The organism is Pseudotenacibaculum sp. MALMAid0570, assembly GCF_040151415.1.
Taxonomy (GTDB): domain Bacteria; phylum Bacteroidota; class Bacteroidia; order Flavobacteriales; family Flavobacteriaceae; genus Polaribacter.
The window spans coordinates 90,885-113,141 of sequence record NZ_JBDKWF010000044.1 but is presented as its reverse complement, the minus strand read 5'-3'; the positions used below and the strand labels follow the sequence as shown (position 1 = coordinate 113,141).

The following is a 22,257-nucleotide window of genomic DNA, read 5'->3' as shown; positions in this document are numbered from 1 at the left end:
TGCCTTGAATAGATATTACTCCAACGGAAAATTATTACTCACAGGAGAGTATTTAGTGTTGGATGGGGCAAACTCTTTAGCCTTTCCAACCAAGTTTGGTCAAGATCTTACTGTAGAAGAAATACAAGAGCCAAAATTGATTTGGGGTAGTTTTGATAATGAAGGAAATTGCTGGTTTGAAGCTATTTTTGATTTGCCTAAGATTAGATTGGTTAATGCAACATTTAATTCTCCTGAAGAAGGAAGTGCAGAATTTATTGCAGAAACTTTACAAAACATTTTGCAAGCAGCAAGAAATTTGAACCTAGATTTTTTGCAATCCAAAGGAGGTTGTATTGTGAAAACTAATTTAACTTTTCCGAGAGATTGGGGTTTAGGAAGTTCTTCCACACTTATCAATAATATTGCCCAATGGTCTAAAACAGATGCATTTCAGTTATTGTGGAATGCGTTTTCTGGAAGCGGGTATGATATTGCTTGTGCTCAAAATAATACTCCTATATTTTATCAGCTAGAAAGTCAGAAACCTAAAGTTCAACCTGTAGATTTTGACCCGCAATTTAAAGATCAATTGTTCTTTGTGCATCTCAACCAGAAACAGAATAGTAGAGAAGGTATTAAAAGATATAAAGAGAAAAGAGAAAAAATAACCAATGAGTTGAGTCTGATTTCTAAAATTACTCACGAAATGGCAACAACGAACGATTTATCGGTTTTTGAGAATTGTATCCAAGTGCACGAAAATATTATTTCATCTATTATTCAACTCCCAAGAGTTAAAGAAGAGTTTTTTGAAGACTATAAAGGAGAAATCAAGAGCTTAGGAGCTTGGGGTGGTGATTTTATTTTAGCAACAGGAGGGAAATCAACTCCAGAATATTTCAAACAAAAAGGATATACAACCATTCTTTCTTATTCTGAAATGGTTTTATGAAAAAAGTAATCATAGTTGGCGGTGGTGCTGCAGGATTCTTTACGGCAATCAATGCGAAAGAGGCGAATCCAGAATTGGATATTACAATTCTTGAGAAAGGAAAAGAAGTCTTGCAAAAAGTAAAAATTTCTGGCGGTGGAAGATGTAACGTAACCCATGCATGTTTTGATCCAAAGGAGTTGGTAAAATTTTACCCAAGAGGAGAGAAAGAATTGCTTGGTCCTTTTCATCAGTTTATGACAGGAGATACCTTTGAATGGTTTGAAAATAATGGAATCCCATTAAAGATTGAAGAAGACAATCGTGTTTTTCCCGAATCAAATTCGTCTCAAACTATTATTGATTGTTTCCTAAGTAAGACCAAAGAATTAGCAATTCCAGTATTAAAAAATCATGGAGTTATTTCTGTTTTGAAAGAAGGAGAAAAATGGTTGATTCAGACAAAAAATAAAAAGTTTAGCTGTGATGCTTTAGTGATTGCAGCTGGGAGTAGTAAAAAAGTATGGGATTTGTCTAAAACATTAGATCACACCATTGTAAACCCTGTTCCATCATTATTTACATTCAATATTAAGGATGAAAGAATTACCGACTTGCTAGGACTTTCGGTGCCAAATGCATCGGTTAAAATAAAGAACACCAAATTAGAAGCTTTTGGACCTTTATTAATTACGCATTGGGGAATGAGTGGCCCAGCAGTTTTAAAATTATCTGCTTTTGGAGCGCGAATTTTAGCAGAAAAAAACTATCAGTATCAAGTAGAACTCAACTGGATGTCTAGATCTACTTTAGAAATGTTAGATGAATTACAAAACTTAAAAGTAGAGCAACCCAAGAAGCAAGTTATACTCAAATCTCCGTTTCAAGAACTACCTAGAAGATTATGGGAACGATTGGTGATAGCTTCCGAAATAAAATCAAATCAGAATTGGGCTGATATAAGTAAAGTTCAATTGCAAAATTTAGCAAATCAACTTACGCAAGCTGTTTTTCAAGCGCAAGGGAAAAGTACTTTTAAAGAAGAGTTTGTCACTGCTGGCGGAGTAGATTTAAAAGAAATCAATTTCAAAAGATTTGAAAGTAAACTTCATAAAAACTTGTTTTTTGTTGGAGAAGTATTAAATATTGATGCTGTTACTGGAGGCTTTAACTTTCAAAATGCTTGGACAGGAGGTTATATTGTAGCTAAAAGCCTTTCTTCAGATTAAGCAATTTCTCCACGATGAGGTTTTAAAGCATCTCTATAGGTAATCATGTCTTTTTCATCCACTACAATAAAAGCAGAAGCCAACATTTCATTCAATTCTTTTACATCAGCTTCGTGATAGTTCAACTTTTCAATTACAGCAAATTCTTTTAAATGAATGGTATGATGCTTTGCAGTTTCTAATGCTTCTGGACCTCTGAAATCCCAAATCAATTTTATCTTTCTGTTCATAGATACAAAAATACCCATTCCATGATGAAATGAGTACTCTTGAGTGTGTAATTATTAATAATTAAGATGAAATAAGATTAAGCTTTAGTTATTTCTTTTTTGCGATTAGTATAATAATACCCAATCTCACCACTAAAAAAGTAAACATTCCAAAAGAAGGAGATAGAAGTCCGATTTTTAAACCATCAGCTAACACGCCGCTTGACACATTGCTAGCCATAGATATCAGATCGAATGCTTCAATTAAGCCAATAAACAAACCAAGACAGCCCCAAACCAAAGCAAACAAACTGATGTGCTTTAAAAGACTCATGATTTTTCCATTTTCATCACCTTTCAAGAAGGCTTTAACAAGCAAAACAATACATAAGATTAACATCAATAAAGTTGGATACATAAAAGTAGGACCACCATCATTTAATAAATTGAAAAATAAAAAGTTCATAATTTTTTGTTTTTAATATTATAAATCAAATGTATGTACTGAAGCCAATTGAAAATTTAGAATAGCGATGATGTACAATAAATCTACCTTGAATAACAACTCTAAAACCAGTTTCGACAAAATACTGTAAAATTGGTTACTCGTCTACAAGTATTGGAATTTTATCGCAAAAAACATCAAATTTCTTCAAAATATAAGATATTGCAACCTTATGAAGAAACCATTGAAATATTTCTCTTTCTCACTGGTAAACCTATTCTTTTGGATTGGTGTTTATTTCTTCTACACCTATTTTTTAGGTTATGGTAGTTCTAATATAGAATATGTAAATAGTTTCTCTAGGTTTTTGATGCCGGTAACTATTGTACTAAGTTATTTTGTGATCTTATATTTAATTCCTAATTATCTACTAAAGAAAAAATATAAACTGTTTATCCTTTACGGAGCTTATACTTTTATTATTTCGTTTGTAGCTATTATTCTTTCTGTTTTTTACGGCTTGATTTTTTCTTCTTATTTAAAAGACGCTGATTCGTACGTAATTACCAAATCTTTATCACTCATTGTTCTTGGAGTCTACTTTGTTGTAGTAATAGCAACTATGATTAGTCTTGTAGTCTACAACTATTTGTCAAACATCAAGAACGAAGATTTAAAGAATAAAATACTTAAAACACAATTACAATTAAAGCAGCAAGAGTTAAGGTTGTTAAAAATGCAAATTCACCCACATTTTCTATTCAATTCTTTGAATACCATCTATGGATTTGCTTTAGCAAAAAAAGAAGAAGCTCCAGAGATGATTCTAAAATTGTCTAATTTGTTAGACTATATTCTATATCAAGTTCATAAACCTTCTGTCTTGTTGGAGAATGAATTAGATCATATAAGAGATTATGTAGAGTTAGAAAAGATGCGATTTCATGATACATTAAAAGTAGATTTTGATGTTAATGTTGTAGAAAAAGGAGTGCAAATAGCTCCGATGATTTTAATTCCTTTTGTAGAAAATGCATTCAAACACGGATCAATTATTGATGGCTATCTCTCTATTAAAATAAAAGCTAAAAAAGATAAAGAGAATTTCTGTTTTTACATCAGTAATTCTTGTTTGAACGATGAAAACGGACTGTCCGGAATAGGATTAGATAACATTCGAAAAAGATTGGAAATGCTATATCCAGAAGCCTATACACTTGAAATAAATAAAGAGAAACATAATTTTGAGGTTCAATTATTAATAGAACTGAAAGGACTTAAAAATAGAATTGATGCAGAAAGTTAAATGTTTGATTATAGACGATGAACCAATGGCGCGAGAAATTATACGATCTTACGTAGAAAAAATTTCTAACCTTGATTTGTTTGGTGAGTGCAAAAATGTATCTGAGGCTTTAGAAGTACTGCAAAAAGAAACAATAGATTTATTATTTCTCGATATAAACATGCCAGAAATTTCAGGGTTAACACTTGCTAAAACCCTCAGCTCTAAAACCAAAATTATTTTTACTACTGCCTATCGTGAATATGCAATTGAAGGATTCGACTTGCAAGCTGTTGATTATTTATTGAAACCCATTTCTTTTGATCGTTTCTTTCAAGCAGTTAGACAATTTGACAACCTTTATGGAAGCAAAATAGCTTTTTCTAAAGTGGTTGAGAATACCCAAATGGAAGAATTTATTTTTGTGCGTTCCGAAAGAAAAATGGTGAAGGTTAATTTTAATGAGATCCGATATATTGAAAGTTTAAGTGATTATATCAAGATTCACCTCAATGACCAAATAATAGTAACACGAGAAACAATTAATAACATAGAAAGCAAACTGCCTAAAGATGATTTTTTAAGAGTACATAGGTCGTTTATTGTTTCGGTTCAACAGATTACTTCGTACACTAATGAATATATAGAACTGGATAAAAAAGCAATTCCAATTAGCAGATCGTACAAAGAAAATGTACTTAAAAGGTTGCATGAGAAATAGGGTAAAACCACTATCTTTGCCGGAAAACAAGTCGATTGGATACACAAAATTTCATTCCGAAATCATTAAAAAACTCGATAGAAAATGCCTCTCATACTTGGTTAACACCTAGTAATATAGCCTTAGTGAAATATTGGGGAAAATCGGAGCCGCAAATTCCTAAAAATGCTTCTGTTAGTTTTACGTTAAGTAAAAGTCATACAAAAACTACAATCGATTTTACACGAACTGAAAAAGTAGAAATTCCAGAGTTTGATTTGTTTTTTGAAGGGAAAAAGAAAGACGATTTTAAACCTAAGATTGCTAAATTCTTTGAAAGAATTCTTGAGTATTGTCCCTATCTGTTAGAATATCGATTGACTATTCATTCAGAAAACTCTTTCCCTCACAGTAGTGGAATAGCTTCTTCAGCAAGTGGAATGAGTGCCATAGCAATGTGTTTGATGAGTTTAGAACGTTCGTTATGTGACGTTGAAATAAGTGATGAATTTATAACTAAAAAAGCTTCTTTCTTGGCAAGATTAGGTTCGGGAAGCGCAAGTAGAAGTATAGAAGGGCCCTTGGTAGTTTGGGGAAAACACGAGGCTATAGAAGAAAGTTCTGATTTGTACGGTGTTCAGTTTCCGTATAAAGTGCATTCTATTTTTGAAAATTACCAAGACACTATCTTATTGGTAGACAAAGGAGAAAAACAAGTGAGTAGTACAGTTGGACATAATCTAATGCACAATCATCCTTTTGCAAAACAACGTTTTGATCAAGCTAATGAAAACCTTGAAAGAATCTCTAAATACCTTCAAAATGGCGATATCAATTCTTTTATAAGTTTGGTAGAGAGTGAGGCATTAAGTTTGCATGCGATGATGTTAACCAGCAATCCTTATTTCATTTTAATGAAGCCAAATACATTAGAAATAATCAATGCAATTTGGCGTTATAGAAATGTAACGGGAAGTAACGTATGTTTCACCTTAGATGCAGGTGCAAATGTACATGTACTTTATCCTGAAAACGAAAAAGAAAATGTATTGCAATTCATTGAAGAACAGCTGTCACAATACTGCCAAAAAAATCAGTATATTTGTGATAATGTTGGTTTTGGAGCAAAAAAACTTTAATCTTTTGAAAAGTAAACAACAAGCAATTCCCTTTTTAGTTTTCTTCTTATTTGTTGGATTTTCACCTCTGTCACTTGAAGCTCAGAGCAAGACTTGGTTAGATAAAAACCATCGTCAAACTACAGAGAAAGATGCGGTGTATTACAGGCCAGCACCTCAAAAAAAGAGAAACTTATACTATATCATAGATTATTATAAAAACGGTAATAAGTATAGAGAAGGTAAAGCAGAAACTGCAACGCCAAACAGAGAAAAATTTACAGGACTGGTTACTTATTATTTTAATAATGGTACAATTTCAAAAAAGGAAAAATATAAAAAAGGTCTCTTAGATGGCTTGTATAAAGAGTACTATCCTTCTGGAGAGTTAAAGATAGATGGTGCTTATGATAAAGGTTATGAAGAAGGAGTTTGGAAGTTTTATCATAAAACTGGAAAAATTAAAACAAGAGGGAAGTATAAAAATGGCGAGAAAGTAGGAATCTGGAAAACCTACTATAAAAATGTGTATTACCCTGATGATGAATAATTTTGTTGTATCTTTGCACCTATAAATACCTATGAAAGGACCTCTATTTTACGCCAAAATATTACTCTTCGGAGAATATGGAATTATCAAAGATTCCAAAGGACTTGCTATCCCTTATAATTCTTACAAAGGAGCATTAAAGTCTGTTTCTAATTTAACTGGTGAAGCTCAAAAATCTAATATCAACTTAGCTAAGTTTTATGAGTATTTAAAAAACTTAGATACAGAGATAGTTTCTTTTGACTTAGAGAAGTTTAAGGAAGACATAGATGGAGGAATGTATTTTGATTCGTCAATACCACAAGGTTATGGTGTTGGAAGCTCAGGAGCATTGGTGGCTTCAGTATACGATCAATATGCAAATGATAAAATTACAATTTTAGAGAACTTAACTAGAGATAAACTACTAAAGTTAAAAGAGATTTTTTCTTCAATGGAATCATTTTTTCATGGTAAAAGTTCTGGTTTAGATCCTTTAAATAGCTATCTAAGTTTACCGATACTTATCAATTCAAAAACGAATATTGAACCAGCTGGAATTCCTTCTCAGAAGCAAGGAAAGGGAGCTGTGTTTTTATTAGATTCTGAACAAGTAGGAGAAACAGAACCTATGGTAAATATCTTCATGAATAAAATGAAGAATGAAGGGTTTAGAAAAATGCTAAATGAAGAGTTTGTTTCTTATACCGATGCATGTATTGATGATTTCTTGCATGGCAATATCAAATCTCTTTTTGGAAATGTAAAAAATTTATCTAAAGTAGTTTTTGCTCATTTCAAGCCTATGATTCCTACAGCTTTCCACAAGGTTTGGGAAAAAGGTATTCAAACAAACGATTACTACCTTAAATTATGTGGTTCTGGTGGAGGTGGATATATTCTTGGTTTTACTGAAGACTACGACAAAGCCAAGAAATCTCTTAAAGATTATAAGCTCGAGTTAGTATATAGATTTTAGAAACTTTTTAAATGGAGAAAACAAAAAGAGTTTCTTTGTTTTATAAGGTTTTTAGCCTGCTCTCCGTTGTAAGAGGATACAATATTCTTGTATTAGTATTAGCCCAATATTTAGCATCTATTTATATTTTTTCACCCGAAAAATCTGTGCGTCATGTAGTATTTGATTTGCATTTGCTATTTGTTATTATTGCTTCAATATGTGTTGTTGCTAGCGGCTATATAATTAATAATTTTTACGATAGTAGAGCCGATAAAATTAATAGGCCTTATAAAGCAGGATTAGATAGTTATGTGAGTCAACAGACAAAGTTAACTTTGTACTTTACGTTAAATTTTGTTGGGGTAATTTTTGCTTATTTGGTTTCTTGGAAATCGGCTGCTTTTTTTTCAGTATATATTTTTGGAATCTGGTTTTATTCTCACAAATTAAAAAAGTACCCTTTAACAGGATTAATAGCAGCAACAGTTCTCACCATACTTCCTTTTTTTGTGATATTCGTCTATTTTAAAAATTTTTCAAAAATTATTTTTGTCCACGCTGTGTTTTTGTTTCTAGTGATTATGGTTCGAGAGCTAATTAAAGATTTAGAAAATATGAAAGGAGCTGTAGCTAGTAATTATAAGACATTCCCTGTAGCTTATGGCGAAAAAAACACCAAACTATTTTCTGTTTTTCTCCTTTTATTAACATTAGGTCCGGTTATATTTCTTTTTAATTACCCTGCAATTTCTTACATGAAGTACTACTTCTATATAACTATGGTATCACTTATTTTAGTAGGATTTGGATTGTTTAAATCAACAAGAAAAAGACACTATACAATCTTACATACCGCTTTAAAAATTTTGTTGTTATTAGGGGTGTTAAGTCTAGTTTTTATTGATCCCAGTCTTATTATTGAAAAGGTGATTGATCGTTTGAATTAGAATACTCTAATTTTCAACAGCATTCTTTCATAAGTCATCGATTCAAAATCATTTAAATCATTTGAAGTAGCTACCCATCTACCGCCTCGCAACTTTATCCAAATTCTGTTATTTGGTTTATCTTGCCACCAAGTTTCACCATCAGAATCGATTACATCTTGCAAAGAAGAAACTTCGCTATAAACAAACCAATTATTTAGATTACTTGTCTGTTGAATAAAAACAGTTGGATCTAAAGTTCCGTCATATTCTATACCAAGAACTTGAGTGTCTGTAATTTCTAACATATTTTCTACAGACATTTGAAAATCGGTAGGAGGAACTGTTTCATCTGGAAATGTAAGTTCATAAACTCCATCTGGAGAAGTTGCAAAATCTCGCATATGTTGAAAAGCCCAAGTAGGATCTGTAGCAGTATCTACTTCCCATGTTCCAACTGGAGTTGTTTGATTGTCAAAAGTATATCGATTGACTAAAATTCCCATGAGATCAAAATAAGGTAAGTTTTGTGGAGGGTTTGCTCCAACACCATGTAATACAAAGTCTAAAAAACCATAAAAGGGTCCTGGAACACTAACACCTCCAACAACATCAGTTCCCGGTTCTACAGTAGTAACTGTTTTGCCAAAAGTGAAAAATGGATTGTCGTATACCAAATAGTTGTTTTCTGGCCCCCAAAAACCATAAGGATCCCATAAAGCTCCTGCAAAAGAAAAATAACCATGAGGAGGTGATAACTTTGTGCCTAGGTGCGATTCAATAATTAAATTGCCATAATCTCTAATATGACTTTTTTCTACAGGCCTTAGGTAGTAATCATCTGATGCGAAAACTCCGGCTCTATCTAGTTCTGTTACTGGAAAATTAGTCACAATATTGTGTCTCATACTAAATGCACCATGATAAGTAGCAAATGCAGTTGGGGCTGAAGAAGGGTAGAATTGGAAGTCGGAAACTGCTGGTCTTCCAGTTCCATTCATCATAAAATTAAGACTAGTTCCTACAACTAAACTTCTTTCTATAACTCCTTCAGCTCCAGAACCTGCAAAAAACCGACCACAATTATCAGCTGAAACAATCTCGTAAAAATCTGTCCAAGCTCCTCTGTCCCAAGAACCATTATCCATATTTTTCCAGGTCTTAAATCGAGAAAGAGCAAATCGTTGAATTTCTCCGTTGACAGTTGACCAATATTGAATTCCTGATTGAGCTGTTCCACCATCTTCATTAACCTCTGGATCGTCTAAATGAATACCATCATTTCTGTTTGAATGAGCGGTATTGTTATCAAATACTCCAAACTCTAGACGATTAGGACGTAATAGGTTTCCATCATCTCCCAAAACTTCTCCACTTTCTCCGAAAGGTCGTTCAGGGTAAGCTAACCAAAACCCAAAAGTTTGCGAATCTGCAGCTATATTATTGGTAACTATATTATCTGGATTGCTAATCCAAAAAGCTGAAGATCCTAAGTCTCCTTGCTCATGGTCTTTCAAATCAAAATCCTGATCAGGGTTTCTAACATGCATAACAAGATTTCCATCAATTGTATTTCTTCTTTCTACTGCATTTTCGGTGAAAATTCCATGGCCTCTAACACTGTAGATGATATTGTTTTGTACTAGAACTCCATTTGTTCCATGAATAACAACTCCACGATTCATCGATTCATTAATAGAATTGTTTCTGAAATACTGACCAGTTGCATCATCTAATGTTTCGGTTCCTAAATAACTTAACATATGCCAATGAAAAGGATACCTTCGAAGCCTACCTCTTTGACCACCTCGTTTAATTTCAACACCCTCAACATGAGCTTGTGCATTGGGCATAACCATAATATGTGCGCCAAAGCCATGAGTATTCCAAGAATCGTCATTAGGCGCTTGAATAACAATATTTCTAGTTAGGTTAGCAACTTCTGCTCTTTCATCTAAAACTAGAGGGGTGGTATTGGTCATTGTATCTGGTAGGGGAGGATCAACCAAATTATCAGAGGACAAACTGATACCACCCGTAGTAGGATATTGTAATAAGCCCCATCTGAAAGCATTTAAGCCTTCAGATATTTGTATAATGTTGTTGTTGATATCTGTAATAGAAACTCTTTGCGTAATCGAATTATTTGCAACACCTGCTTCATAATAGTCTGTAGGGGCAATTATAATTTCATCATCATTTTGCCAATCAACATTTTCAATTAAGGTAAGTGAAGTACTTCCTTGATCAGCGTGTTGATTAATTTTGGTCCATAAAGTGGTTGGAATTGCCCCATGTAATTCTAAATTACCGCCCATAACCATAATTCCTCTAGTTCCCATTTCCATAATACTAGCTTCTAACTCGTTGTCATTAAGAGTAATTATTGCTTTATGTTCAAATGGAGATGCTTCGCTTCCAATTTGCAAAGTGCCATTTACTACAATCCATTCTGATGTTAATGCTAAATCTTGATTGTCAAACTCTAGTGTTCCTTGAATGGTCAACCCGCCCAACGACGGAGGGCTTTCGTCTAAAATTATATGTTTGTTGGGCGGTATGATAACTTCATCTCCTTCTTGGGGTTTACCGACATCTCCCCAAGTTTGTGGATCTGACCATAAAAAAGTATCAAATACTTCTAACGTTATTATTTCAGAATGATGTGGAGCACAATTTGGTTGTGTAATAACTGCTCTGTAGTATGCTATCTGATGATTAACAACTACCGTAAAAGAACCTTCATTAGCATTATCTATATTACTCCAGTTAATATTATCTAAAGATATTTGCCATTGAATTTCTCCTTCATATGCATCAGCTCCTAAGTTTATTTCATCGTTGATAGAAACTTTAATAAGTTGTTGAGCATGCATCGAAAAAGTTATACTAACAAAACTTAATAGGATAATTAGAAAGTATTTGATATGCTGCATTTTAATTTTCTTTAATAACAATTTTATAATCGTAGGTTCTTCTTATTGTTCTTATTTGAATAAAATAAATTCCTTTCTTAAGATGTTTAGTGTTAATAGATGTTTGAGTAGTTCTTATATTGTATAGGCTCTTTGTAATTTTTTGCCCAATAATATTATAAATCACGATCTCTTTTATTTCCTCTAGAGATTTAGATTCTATATTAAGACGGTCTTTCACTGGATTTGGATATAATGAAAAAGTATTCTGTTCCAAATCTTCAGTGCTTAATGTTTGACAGTTTGCAGGTTGATCTACCAATACACTAATAGTATGTGTAGTTTGGGCAAAAGCTCCTAAACTGTATAATAAAATAAGACCAAAAAATGCTTGTTTCATGCTTCTAGGGATGTTTTTAGAAGCTAAGGTACTTTTCAGTTCTTTTTAGAAGTCCTGTATTTTGTAAACTTCAAAAAATAGGACAACTCATTATAGTTTATTGCTTTTGTATTCAGAAGGAGAGAAACCTGTGTGTTTTTTAAATGCAGTATAAAATACAGATTTAGAGTTAAAGCCAGATTCTAAGCCAATAGATAATATTGAGTAATTGTTAAACTCAGGGTTTTTTAATTTCTTCTTTACTTCTTCTACTCTAAAGGAATTGATGAAATCATTAAAATTACCATGGGTTATTTGATTGATTAATTTAGAAAGATACCCAGGGCTTATGTTAAGTTCTTCTGCTATAGAAACAAGACTAATTGTTGGATTTCTATATAGCTTTTGCTTTTTCATGACTTGCTTTAACTCTTTAAAATAGATATTATCGTTAGTTATTGTAAGTGTTTTTTTATCTGCTATCTGTGTTAGCTTTTTTTCAAGAAGTATTGCTAACAATTGGAATATCTCTAGATGACCTTTTGTGAAGAAGTTTTTTTGAGAGTGTTCAGAATCAATAACTCCAACAACATTACCATTTAAAAATATAGGAACTGCCAATTCTGATTTTCGTTCAATATCATCAACAATATATCTGTTGTCTTGAGATACATCAGATATGATTTCTGGAACCCCACTTATTGCTACAGAACCTACAATTCCTTTTCCGACTGGGATGTCAATAGGATTGATAATAATTGGCTCCTGATCTTCTGATGATTTATATCCGTGAGCAGCTTTTTGAACAAGGATATTTTTAGACTGATCTAACCAATAAATAACACAGTCTTCTAAATGTAGTTTAGAAATACAGTTTTGAGTAATGTCTTTTAAAACTTCTTCAGTTTTGTTTTTGTCAAAAAGTGAAGTAGCGAAGTAACTCAAGATCCCATAGATTTCAGATTGATTACTTTTGATAGTATCTAAATCATCAATTGAAAAAACAGAAGTAAGACCTAAGTAATGAAAGTTTGCGATTAGTTTTTGCAACTTACTTCTTTCTTCTTTCTTGAGTTGTTCTATTTTAAATTGCGCAATCTTCCTTTGCAGTTGTAGATAATAAATTAAAAAAACAAGACCTATAAATAGCGCGATATAAAAAGCATATGCAAGACTGGACTGATACCATGGCGGAATAACAATAATTTTAATTGAAGATTCTACTCCATTATCGATTCCTTGTGTTGTGTCATAAGCTTTTACTTTGAAAGTATAACTACCTTTATTAATATTGGTGAAGTAAGCGGTATTGAGTTTAGTTTTGGTAAACTGCCACTGATCATTCATTCCTTCTAGTTGAAAAGCATAATTTACTTTTGCGTTATTGGTAAAGTTCAAAGAAGAAAAAGAAATCGAAAAATTTCTATATGGAGGCTTAAGTTCAATAGTTTTTTGATAAGGTAATCTTAATGTATTAATCGTTTTTTGCTCGTTGGCATTCACCGAGAAGTCAGTAATAATAGGTTGCTGAATAGTTAACTTTTCTTTTAGTTTGTTTGGGTCAGCTATTTGAATCCCTTGATCAGTCCCGAAATAGAGAGTTCCTTCTTTGCTACTAGAGCTGGAAGTAAATAAAAAAGCATTAGAGATTAATCCATCTTTTTTATCATAGTGTGTGAATGAATGATTATCTTGATTGTAAACAAAAATTCCTTTAGTTATAGTTCCTAGCCATATTCTATTATCAGAATCATGTTCTATAGACATGATTTTTTCATCAAAAGGACTTTTGTTGTTTGATAAAAAATCGAAACGATCATTTTCTTCATTGTAAATGTTAACACCAGCATCAGTTCCAACCCAAATAGTTCCTTTTTTGTCTTCATGAATATCTATGATAACATTTGTGTTCAGCGTGTGTTTTTGGTTAGAACTATTTTGGTAATTTCGAATGGAATCATCTTTTTTAGAAGAGTTATAATTAGAAAAATTATCAATTTTAAACAATCCATTTGATGGCCCAGCTATCCAAAGACGGTCTTTAGAGTCAACCATCATCTGTAAAATTCTATAATTAATGTCAACCTTATCAACGGTTAATTTAAATTGATCAAGCACATTACCATTTTTATTTAGAATATAAATCCCATTCCAAGTACCTAACCATAACCTATTTTTAGCATCTTCAACAATAGAAAACAAATTAGGAAGTCCAGAAACATCCTTATAAGGAATTATATGTTTTTTTATTCTGAAAAGACTATCAATCTCAAATAGATTTCCTTGGATATCTCCAGTCCAGATTGTATTGTTGTCATCAATATAAATGGAAATAAGGTCTTTGTTGGGTAATAAGGTTTTTTTGGTTTTGTTTTTTAGGATATGCAATCCATCATTCCCCGCTAAATAAAGAGTTTGTTTTTTATGTTCAATTCTTCTAGCATGATGAGGGATTTCATCGTGATTAAATTTTGCAGCTAGTTTATTTTCCTTAAAAAGCCCTTTATCTGTACCAACCCATAATTGACCTTTGGAATCTATAAAAAGCGATTCTACAGATCCAATATTGTTAAAGCTAAAGGTTTCTTTATAAGAATGGTCTTCTAGCGAATATTTGTAAACTTTATTTCGAATAGCAAAATAGGCTTCTTCATTCTTGAAATTAGACCAAGCCTTAATGTGTTTTGGTAGTTGACTTACCTTTTTAATTGAGTCTTTAGAAAAAAGGAGCCCTTGATTTTTTGATACTAGAAATAAGTTGTTGTTTATAGATTCAATAAAGTCGATATTTCTATAAAGTTTTGTAACTAATTCAGTTTGTTTTGTGCTCTTATTAAAAAGATATAAATCATCATTGTGAACAATCCAAACTTTTCCGTTTTTAGTAACGCTAATGTGAGACCACCTACTACTTTCATGTATTTTTTTAAATACATTTTCAGTAATACTCTTGTAAGAAATGCCTTTTTCAGAAAGAACCCATAAATTATCATCGAGATCTGTAATTATTTTTGCAATTATAGAGCCTTCATGCATTTGTTGGTTAAACCTAACAATTTGATTTGCTTTTAAATCCAATTTATTTAAACCCTCGCCATAAGTTCCAAACCAAAAATTCCCAGATTGATCTTGTTTGGTTTTTGTTACCCAATTAGCAGAAATTGAATTACCTTGTTTAGGTAAGTTTCTTAGTGTTTTAAATTCATAACCATCATATCGTAAAACACCATCTTGAGTAGATACCCAGATAAAACCTTTGTCATCTTCATAGATGTCTGAAATCCATGAATTAAAAACTTCGTCTTTACTTTCAATTTTATCAAAATAAGTTTTGCTTTGACCATAAGTCAAAGTATTTATTAGTAAAAATAATATGAAGCTAATCCTTTTGATAAAAAACTTTTTGAAGTAATAAAAATACTAAACTACATATACAAACTAATTAATAGTGTCAAATTTTAAAAAGATTAGGAAATAGGACTTCTTAAAAAGGCAATTAAAAATCAAATAATTAGCACTACCTTTGCCGAAATTTTTAAAATGAATTCACGTAAAAACTCGTCGAGAGGACGACACGCAAGCAAAGGCAACTCTCCTCAACGTAAAAAAAGTTTCCAAAAAGACTTTAAAAAACCTACATCGCAATCAAAAAAATCTGATGTTGATGGTATCAGATTGAATAAGTTTATTTCCAATTCCGGAATCTGTTCTAGAAGAGAAGCAGACACATACATAGAACACGGTAGTGTGACTGTTAATGGAAAACTGATAACAGAAATGGGTTACAAAGTTCAGTCAACAGATGAAGTTAGATTTGATGGAACACTAATTTCTCCTGAGAAAAAAAGATATATTCTGTTAAATAAACCAAAGAACTATATCACTACGATGGAAGATGATAGAGGAAGAAAAACAGTTATGGAATTGGTAAACAATGCTGCTAAAGAAAGAATTTATCCTGTTGGAAGATTGGATAGAATGACAACAGGTTTGTTAATGTTTACAAATGATGGTGAGTTAGCTAAGAAGCTAACACATCCAAAACATAATGTAAGGAAGTTATACCATGCTTCTTTAGATAGAAAATTAGATTTAAAGGATTTAGAAAAGTTGAGAGGTGATGTAATTATTGAAGGAAGAAAAGTGTTTATTGATGCGGTTTCTTACGTAGAAGGACAAAGCAAAACAGAAGTTGGAATTGAAATCCACTCAGGTAGAAATAGAATTGTTCGTAAGATTTTTGAACACATAGGCTATAAAGTAGTGAAATTAGATCGTGTAATTTTTGCAGGATTAACCAAAAAGAATTTGCCAAGAGGTAGATGGAGAGAGTTAACAAGTCAAGAAATTATAAACCTTCAAATGATATAAAAAAAAGCCAATCGCGAGATTGGCTTTTTTAGTGAATCAATTTATTATTTTCTTACTCTTTCCATCCACACATTATCTTTAATTTTTTTGTTTCTATCTACAGAAACTAGTTTGCCTTTTTTAAGCATCCATTTATTGTCGTTGTTTAACTGTAAGTTGTCATCATTGATTTGACTAGTTATTAGTCTTCCTTTTTTATCAATTCTCCATGTATACTTTTTGGTTTCAACTTCATCGTCATCAACAAGTTGTTGTGTGATTTCTAAAGTGTGATTTCTTTTGAAATCAAAAGTAATTTCTGCGTCATTTACTAATTCGTTTACAGTTTTTAAGATTCCTCTAGCAAATGCTTTTCCGAAAGAGTCGTCAGAATCTTCGTTTTCTTCAATCTCTTTGCTTAAGTCTAAGTGAAGTTTCCATTGTCCTATAATGTCGCGTTCTTTCACTTTACTTTGAGAGAAAGCAATCGATGATACAAATAATGCTAATAGAAAAAATTTGGTTGTAATACTTTTCATGGTCTTGGTTTTAGTTTTATACTGCAAAGACGATAGCGAAAAGTGAGTGTTGCAAAAAATATTGATAAAAACAAAAAACCCGAACAATTTGTTCGGGTTTTGATGGTGGTGCCTCCAGGAATCGAACCAGGGACACAAGGATTTTCAGTCCTTTGCTCTACCAACTGAGCTAAGGCACCATCGCTTTAGCGGACGCAAATATAAAACGAGTTTTTTATATCTGCCAAATAAAATTACAAAAATCTATCGTATTTTTGGCTTTCACTTTTATAAGGATGAAGAATCTTGTTATTGATGTTGGCAACACACAAGTCAAAGCAGCTGTATTTGAATCAGATACGCTGTTGGAGAGTGTAGTTTTTGAAGAGAAAGACTTCAGAAAAAATATTGAATATCTGAAAGAAAAGTATGCTGTAAAACATTGTATTCTATCTTCCGTTAAAGATATTGATGAAAAAATTACTACTCAACTTAACCAATTTGAGTATTTCATTAGTTTAAATAGTACAACAAAAGTTTCTTTTACAAATCTGTATAGCACTCCAACTACTTTAGGTATAGATAGAATAGCTTTGGTTGCAGCAGCAATTAGTAAATTTGAAAATAAAAATGTTCTAATCATAGATGCGGGTACATGCATAACATATGATTTTCTCGATTCTATAAATCAGTATCATGGAGGAGCTATTTCTCCAGGAATTAATATTCGTTATAAATCATTACATGATTATACATCTAAACTTCCTTTATTATCTAAAGAAGAGAATTTTTCATTAATTGGAGATTCAACTTCAGGAGCTATTCATTCTGGTATAATTAATGGTGTAATTCAGGAAATTGAGGGGGTTATAAATCAATATAAGGCAAAATATCCAGATTTAACAGTTGTTTTAACAGGTGGAGACACAAAATTCTTGTCCAAACAATTAAAAAATAGCATATTTGCCAATCAAAATTTTCTCCTCTACGGATTAAATCAAATATTGACATTTAATAATAAAGAATGATTAAAAGAATCATATTCTTCATTACAGCATTAGTAACGATTCAAGCGTTTTCTCAAAGATCAAGTTCATCACCATACTCTATTTTTGGAGTAGGAGAGGAATTCGGAACCAGAACAGTAGAACAAATTAGTATGGGAAGTATTGGTGCAGCCTATAGCAGCAATCAATATTTAAACTTTATCAACCCAGCTTCATTGTCTGAATTAAGATATGCAACCTATGTTTTTGGAATTTTAAACAATGGACTGAGAATTAAAGATGCAGATACCAATCAATCTTCAACTTCAACTAGCTTAAGCTATTTTAGTTTTGGATTTCCATTAAATGATAAAATGGGAGTGGTTTTTGGTATGCAACCTACTTCGGCAGTTGGATATTCACTAGTGAACACTATAGAAGATACCGATGGAAATATTGTAGACAGAACACAATTTACTGGAGATGGAGCTGTAAACAGAGTTTATGGTGGATTAGGAGTTAAACTCTTTAAAGGATTTTCTGTAGGTTTTGAAGCAGATTTCTTATTTGGAAATATTACTAACGATGTTGTAAATGGAAGGTTAGATGTTGCTTTAGGAACAAAGAACACTGAAATTGCTAATATAAGAGGAGCTTCTATTAAAGTTGGAGCTCAGTATAAAACTCAAATCAAAGAAGATTTAAATTTACATGTTGGAGGTTCAATAAAGCTTAGCAATACTTTACGTGCAACAGGTGATGAATATCTTTATTCTTTTACCAGAGGAACATTTGGTAGCGAAATCCCAAGAGATACAATTTCTGCTACTTCTTTAAGAGGTAAGTTAGAAAGACCACTTGAAACTATAGTGGGTATTGGGTTAGGAAAGCAAAATAAATGGTATGCAGGTGTGAACTATAAAGTTCAAGATGCGCTTTTACCTACTGGATATTTAGACAATTCTGCACAAAGTTTCCGATATGGAAATTCTTCAAGAATTTCATTTGGAGGATTTTACTTACCTAAAGTGAATTCAATTTCTAGTTATTGGGAAAGAGTAACTTATCGTGCTGGATTCAGATATGAGAAAACCGGATTGCTTGTAAATGGAGTCCCAACAGGAACTACTTTTACCGCAATTGACGACTTTGGCATATCTTTTGGACTAGGTTTACCACTTGGAAATAGGATATCTAATGTAAATGTTGGATTTGAGTATGGAAAAAGAGGAACACAAGATAATGGTCTACTCCAAGAGAATTACTTAAATTTGCGATTAAGCTTATCGCTTAATGACATATGGTTTAAAAAACGAAAAATCGATTAATAAAAACTATTAAAAATGAAGAAACGAATTATTTTACTAGCTAACATGCTTCTTTTCTTAGGGTTAAGTTCTGTAAATGCACAGGCTACTCAACAAGAATGTACTATTAAGTACAACTTATTTAAAGGAGATTTCCAGTCTAAAAAATATGATGATGCTTATTCAAATTGGACTTGGTTAATGGACAACTGTCAAAAGTTATCAATTAACATCTATAAGTTTGGAGATAAGCTTGCTAAAGAAAGGTATAAGACAGCTACTGATAAAGCTGCTGCTGCTGCTTTGGTAAAAAGAGTTTATACTCAAAGATTAGAAAACTATCCTAATAAAGATGTTGCTAAAGTACATAGTGACTACGCTACTTTTTTAGTGAAAAACAAATTAGCTTCTGATGATGAGGTTTTTGTATTGTTAGATAAAGCTTACAATTTAGACCCAACTAGAATGGGTGTTAAGAATATCTACAGATATTTTCAAGGAATTACAGATTATAATAAAGATACTAACCCACAAAAAGTATTTGACACGTATGATGATGTGTTAGAGTCTGTAGCTGAAAAATTAGCTGATTATGCTAAAAAATTAGTTCCATTGAATCAAAAAGTTGAAGCAGGGCAAGAGCTTGATAAAAAAGAGAAGAGTAGATTAAGAGCTTATACAATTAACTCTAAAGCATTAGGGCAAGTTGAAACAGGTTTAGACAATATTATTGTTACTCTTTCTACTTGTGATCGTTTAGTTCCTTTATATACAAGAGATTTTGAAGCGAACAAGAGCAATGCAAAATGGTTAAAAAGAGCTGTATCTAGAATGTTCAACAAAGAATGTACAGACGATCCTTTATTTGAGAAGCTAGCATTGGCTTATGCAGAGGCAGATCCTTCACCTGATGCATATACATTTGTAGCAGGTGTAAAAGCTAAAAATGGAGATAATGCTGGAGCAGAACAAATGAGATTAAAAGCTTTTGAATTAGAGACAGATCCTTTAAAGAAAGCTAACTACAAATTGAAGTTTGCACAAGCTGCAAGAAAAAGAGGACAAAAAGCGAAAGCAAGAACTCTAGCAAGAGAAGCTATTGCTTTAAATCCTAACTTAGGTAAAGCATACTTGTTTATTGCTAATTTATATGCAACTTCTATTAATGCTTGTGGTACGAATGAATTCCAGAAAAGAATGACTTATGTAGCAGCATACAACAAAGTTAGAAGAGCTTCTGCTGTTGACCCAAGTATTAGTTCAGTGGCTGCAAAGTTTATGAGAAACTATAAAGCTAACTTCCCTTCTAAAAAAGTAATCTTTACAGAAGGAGTTAAAGAAGGTGATGCTTTTAAAGTAAAATGTTGGATTAACGAAAATGTAAAGGTTACCTCTAGTGGTAAATAATGAATAAACCTTTTGAAATATTAAAGAAAAGCATTGCTGTGGTCTTATTCACAGCAATGCTTTTTTCTTGTACAAACGATTCTAAAGAAGTTCGTGATTTTTTAGCAGAAAAGAATTTACCGATTGGGGTTGCAAAAGATGCATATCACGTCTATAAAGACTCTGGACGAATTACTTCTAAGCTAATTACTCCGCAACTCAATGATTTTAGCAATCGTAAAAATCATCCTTACAACGAGTTTCCAAAAGGAGTGAAGATCATAAACTATGAAAATGATGGAAAAGACTCTGTAACCGTTGTTGGAGATTATGCTTTGTCCTATGCTAAAACATCCATTTCTGAGCTAAGAGGAAATGTTGTTGTGGTGAATCATACAGACAAAATGAAATTAGAAACAGATCAACTTTTTTGGGATCAAAAAAATAAATACTTTTTCTCAGAAAAACCTTTTGTACTTACAAAATTAACCGATAGTACTTTTACAAAAGGAACGGGCTTCGAATCTAGAGAAGACCTAACCAAATGGGTGTCTAAAAATATTACTGGAGACCTTATAACAAATGAAGATGAACTATGAATAAACTTTGGAGTTACATACAGTATGGTTATTTAGTTGTAGGAATTATTTTTCTTGTGGAAGGAATACTACAATGGAATGATGACAAAGAAAAGTCCTTATTTATGTTTGGATTTTCTATTTTTATCATATTAATATTCTTCTTTAAAAGAAATTTCAGAAAGAAAATAGAGAAGAGAAACCAACAAAAGTAAATGGAGATTGATATTATCATCATTCTTATTTCTATCATCTTATCAGCTTTTTTCTCAGGAATGGAGATTGCCTTTGTTTCTGCAAATAAACTACATATAGAGCTAGAGAAGAAACGTTCTGGCTTTATTCCAAACATTTTAGGAAGACTTACCCAAAAATCTTCAAAATTTATAACTACAATGCTTATCGGAAATAATATTTCCTTAGTTGTATATAGTTATTTTATGGGGAAGGTTATTTTAGATGCATTTGACATAAATAATCTTTTGTCGCAAACAATTATCTCTACAATCATTATTTTAGTTACTGCCGAGTTTTTGCCCAAAGCGATTTTTAGAATCTATGCAAATCAGACCTTAAAAATCTTTGCAATCCCTGCTTATTTCTTCTACTTACTGTTATATGTTTTCTCTTATATTACCAATGGAATATCAGATTTTTTCCTAAAAATGTTCTTTAAAACTGACGCTGATGAAGAACAAACAGAATTTAGCAAAGAAGAATTAGGAAACTATATCTCAGAGCAATTAGAAACAGGAAATAAAGATGAAGATGTAGATTCAGAGATACAAATCTTTCAGAATGCTTTAGAATTTCAAAAAGTGAAATCTCGTGAAATTATGGTTCCCAGAACTGAGATTATGGCTATTGAAATACACGAAAGTGTCAAAGAACTTAAGGAGTCGTTTATCAAAACTGGTTACTCCAAAATCTTAGTGTATAAAAACTCTTTAGACGATATTATTGGTTATGTAAATGCTTTTGAATTATTTAAAAAACCAAAAACCATCAAATCTATATTACTACCCATAGAAATTGTTCCAGAATCTATGATGATTAATGATGTGTTAAACATATTAATGAAGAAAAGAAAAAGTATTGCAGTAGTAGTAGATGAATACGGAGGAACTTCAGGGATGATTACTGTTGAAGATATCGTAGAAGAACTGTTTGGAGAAATAGAAGATGAACATGATGTACAAGAGCTTTTAGAGGAACAACTGAACGAATATGAATTTAAATTATCTGCCAGACTAGAAGTAGATTATTTAAATGAAGAATATGATCTTGAAATTCCAAAAGAAGAAGCTTATGAAACATTAGGCGGCTTCATTATTAACCATACTGAAAACATTCCAGAACAAGACGAACAATTTGAGATCTTAAATTATCAAATTAAAATATTGAAAGTTAGTTCCTCAAAAATTGATGAGATTTACTTAAAAGTTTTGGAAAACAAAGAAAATTAAGTCTCTTTTTGGATGTTAATTTTCTTGTAAAAATTCATTAAATACTAGGGTTTCAGG

21 protein-coding genes and 1 tRNA gene are annotated in these 22,257 nt (G+C 31.8%); 15 read left to right on the top strand and 7 right to left on the bottom strand.

Going from position 1 to position 22,257, the window contains the following annotated elements; genetic code table 11:
• Window positions 1-4: 4 nt before the first annotated feature.
• Window positions 5-934: a GYDIA family GHMP kinase gene (locus AAON49_RS02615; protein WP_349552431.1), complete on the top strand. Its 930-nt coding sequence runs from the start codon at window positions 5-7 to the stop codon at window positions 932-934.
• Window positions 931-2,142, top strand: coding sequence for a BaiN/RdsA family NAD(P)/FAD-dependent oxidoreductase (locus AAON49_RS02610; RefSeq protein WP_349552430.1), 1,212 nt, complete (start codon window positions 931-933; stop codon window positions 2,140-2,142). Before AAON49_RS02615 ends, AAON49_RS02610 begins: the two co-directional genes overlap by 4 nt.
• Here the strand turns inward: AAON49_RS02610 and AAON49_RS02605 are convergent.
• Both AAON49_RS02605 and AAON49_RS02600 read right to left on the bottom strand, forming a co-directional pair.
• On the bottom strand, window positions 2,139-2,372 hold the full coding sequence (locus AAON49_RS02605; RefSeq protein WP_349552429.1) for a hypothetical protein: 234 nt from the start codon (window positions 2,370-2,372) through the stop codon (window positions 2,139-2,141). The two genes, AAON49_RS02610 and AAON49_RS02605, sit on opposite strands and share 4 nt — an antisense overlap.
• A gap of 88 nt (window positions 2,373-2,460) precedes the next feature.
• A complete protein-coding gene (locus AAON49_RS02600) occupies window positions 2,461-2,817 on the bottom strand; it encodes a hypothetical protein (protein WP_349552427.1) in 357 nt (118 codons plus the stop codon).
• Between the two features lie 211 nt (window positions 2,818-3,028).
• Here AAON49_RS02600 and AAON49_RS02595 point away from each other — a divergent pair, with 211 nt between their 5' ends.
• From AAON49_RS02595 to AAON49_RS02570, 6 genes are read left to right on the top strand one after another with little or no spacing between them, the layout of a single operon-like run.
• On the top strand, window positions 3,029-4,102 hold the full coding sequence (locus AAON49_RS02595; protein WP_349552426.1) for a sensor histidine kinase: 1,074 nt from the start codon (window positions 3,029-3,031) through the stop codon (window positions 4,100-4,102).
• On the top strand, window positions 4,089-4,802 hold the full coding sequence (locus tag AAON49_RS02590; protein WP_349552424.1) for a LytR/AlgR family response regulator transcription factor: 714 nt from the start codon (window positions 4,089-4,091) through the stop codon (window positions 4,800-4,802). The genes AAON49_RS02595 and AAON49_RS02590 overlap by 14 nt, the downstream gene beginning before the upstream one ends.
• A 35-nt stretch (window positions 4,803-4,837) precedes the next feature.
• Window positions 4,838-5,920 (top strand): diphosphomevalonate decarboxylase, encoded by a 1,083-nt coding sequence (locus AAON49_RS02585; RefSeq protein ID WP_349552423.1) that lies wholly within the window; start codon window positions 4,838-4,840, stop codon window positions 5,918-5,920.
• A 4-nt stretch (window positions 5,921-5,924) separates the two neighbouring features.
• Entirely contained in the window at window positions 5,925-6,449 is a 525-nt protein-coding gene (locus AAON49_RS02580) for a toxin-antitoxin system YwqK family antitoxin (protein ID WP_349552422.1), read from the top strand.
• A 31-nt stretch (window positions 6,450-6,480) separates the two neighbouring features.
• Complete coding sequence (locus tag AAON49_RS02575; RefSeq protein ID WP_349552421.1) at window positions 6,481-7,407, top strand: mevalonate kinase family protein; 927 nt, start codon at window positions 6,481-6,483, stop codon at window positions 7,405-7,407.
• Window positions 7,408-7,418: 11 nt separating this feature from the next.
• Window positions 7,419-8,336, top strand: coding sequence for a geranylgeranylglycerol-phosphate geranylgeranyltransferase (locus AAON49_RS02570; RefSeq protein WP_349552419.1), 918 nt, complete (start codon window positions 7,419-7,421; stop codon window positions 8,334-8,336).
• On the opposite strand, the gene AAON49_RS02565 is transcribed toward AAON49_RS02570, so the two are convergent.
• From AAON49_RS02565 to AAON49_RS02555, 3 genes are all read right to left on the bottom strand, one after another.
• Entirely contained in the window at window positions 8,333-11,251 is a 2,919-nt protein-coding gene (locus tag AAON49_RS02565) for a G8 domain-containing protein (protein WP_349552418.1), read from the bottom strand. The genes AAON49_RS02570 and AAON49_RS02565 overlap by 4 nt on opposite strands.
• Before the next feature lies 1 nt (window position 11,252).
• On the bottom strand, window positions 11,253-11,630 hold the full coding sequence (locus AAON49_RS02560) for a T9SS type A sorting domain-containing protein (RefSeq protein ID WP_349552417.1): 378 nt from the start codon (window positions 11,628-11,630) through the stop codon (window positions 11,253-11,255).
• Between the two features lie 90 nt (window positions 11,631-11,720).
• Entirely contained in the window at window positions 11,721-14,960 is a 3,240-nt protein-coding gene (locus AAON49_RS02555) for a two-component regulator propeller domain-containing protein (RefSeq protein ID WP_349552416.1), read from the bottom strand.
• Window positions 14,961-15,149: 189 nt separating this feature from the next.
• On the opposite strand from AAON49_RS02555, the gene AAON49_RS02550 reads away from it, so the two are divergent.
• Window positions 15,150-15,980 (top strand): pseudouridine synthase, encoded by an 831-nt coding sequence (locus AAON49_RS02550; protein WP_349552415.1) that lies wholly within the window; start codon window positions 15,150-15,152, stop codon window positions 15,978-15,980.
• A gap of 44 nt (window positions 15,981-16,024) precedes the next feature.
• On the opposite strand, the gene AAON49_RS02545 is transcribed toward AAON49_RS02550, so the two are convergent.
• Window positions 16,025-16,498, bottom strand: a complete 474-nt coding sequence (locus tag AAON49_RS02545; protein ID WP_349552414.1) for a hypothetical protein — start codon at window positions 16,496-16,498, stop codon at window positions 16,025-16,027.
• Window positions 16,499-16,601: 103 nt separating this feature from the next.
• Window positions 16,602-16,677 (bottom strand) — tRNA-Phe (locus AAON49_RS02540).
• 96 nt (window positions 16,678-16,773) lie between these two features.
• Here AAON49_RS02540 and AAON49_RS02535 point away from each other — a divergent pair.
• From AAON49_RS02535 to AAON49_RS02510, 6 genes are read left to right on the top strand one after another with little or no spacing between them, the layout of a single operon-like run.
• Window positions 16,774-17,505 (top strand): type III pantothenate kinase, encoded by a 732-nt coding sequence (locus tag AAON49_RS02535; protein ID WP_349552413.1) that lies wholly within the window; start codon window positions 16,774-16,776, stop codon window positions 17,503-17,505.
• Window positions 17,502-18,791, top strand: a complete 1,290-nt coding sequence (gene bamG, locus AAON49_RS02530) for a BamG family beta-barrel-assembly machinery protein (protein WP_349552411.1) — start codon at window positions 17,502-17,504, stop codon at window positions 18,789-18,791. Before AAON49_RS02535 ends, bamG begins: the two co-directional genes overlap by 4 nt.
• Window positions 18,792-18,806: 15 nt before the next feature.
• Window positions 18,807-20,177, top strand: coding sequence for a tetratricopeptide repeat protein (locus AAON49_RS02525; protein WP_349552409.1), 1,371 nt, complete (start codon window positions 18,807-18,809; stop codon window positions 20,175-20,177).
• Window positions 20,177-20,755, top strand: coding sequence for an LPS export ABC transporter periplasmic protein LptC (gene lptC, locus AAON49_RS02520; RefSeq protein ID WP_349552408.1), 579 nt, complete (start codon window positions 20,177-20,179; stop codon window positions 20,753-20,755). Before AAON49_RS02525 ends, lptC begins: the two co-directional genes overlap by 1 nt.
• Window positions 20,752-20,949: a hypothetical protein gene (locus tag AAON49_RS02515; RefSeq protein WP_349552407.1), complete on the top strand. Its 198-nt coding sequence runs from the start codon at window positions 20,752-20,754 to the stop codon at window positions 20,947-20,949. The genes lptC and AAON49_RS02515 overlap by 4 nt, the downstream gene beginning before the upstream one ends.
• On the top strand, window positions 20,950-22,200 hold the full coding sequence (locus AAON49_RS02510; RefSeq protein ID WP_349552405.1) for a hemolysin family protein: 1,251 nt from the start codon (window positions 20,950-20,952) through the stop codon (window positions 22,198-22,200).
• Window positions 22,201-22,257 lie beyond the last annotated feature (57 nt).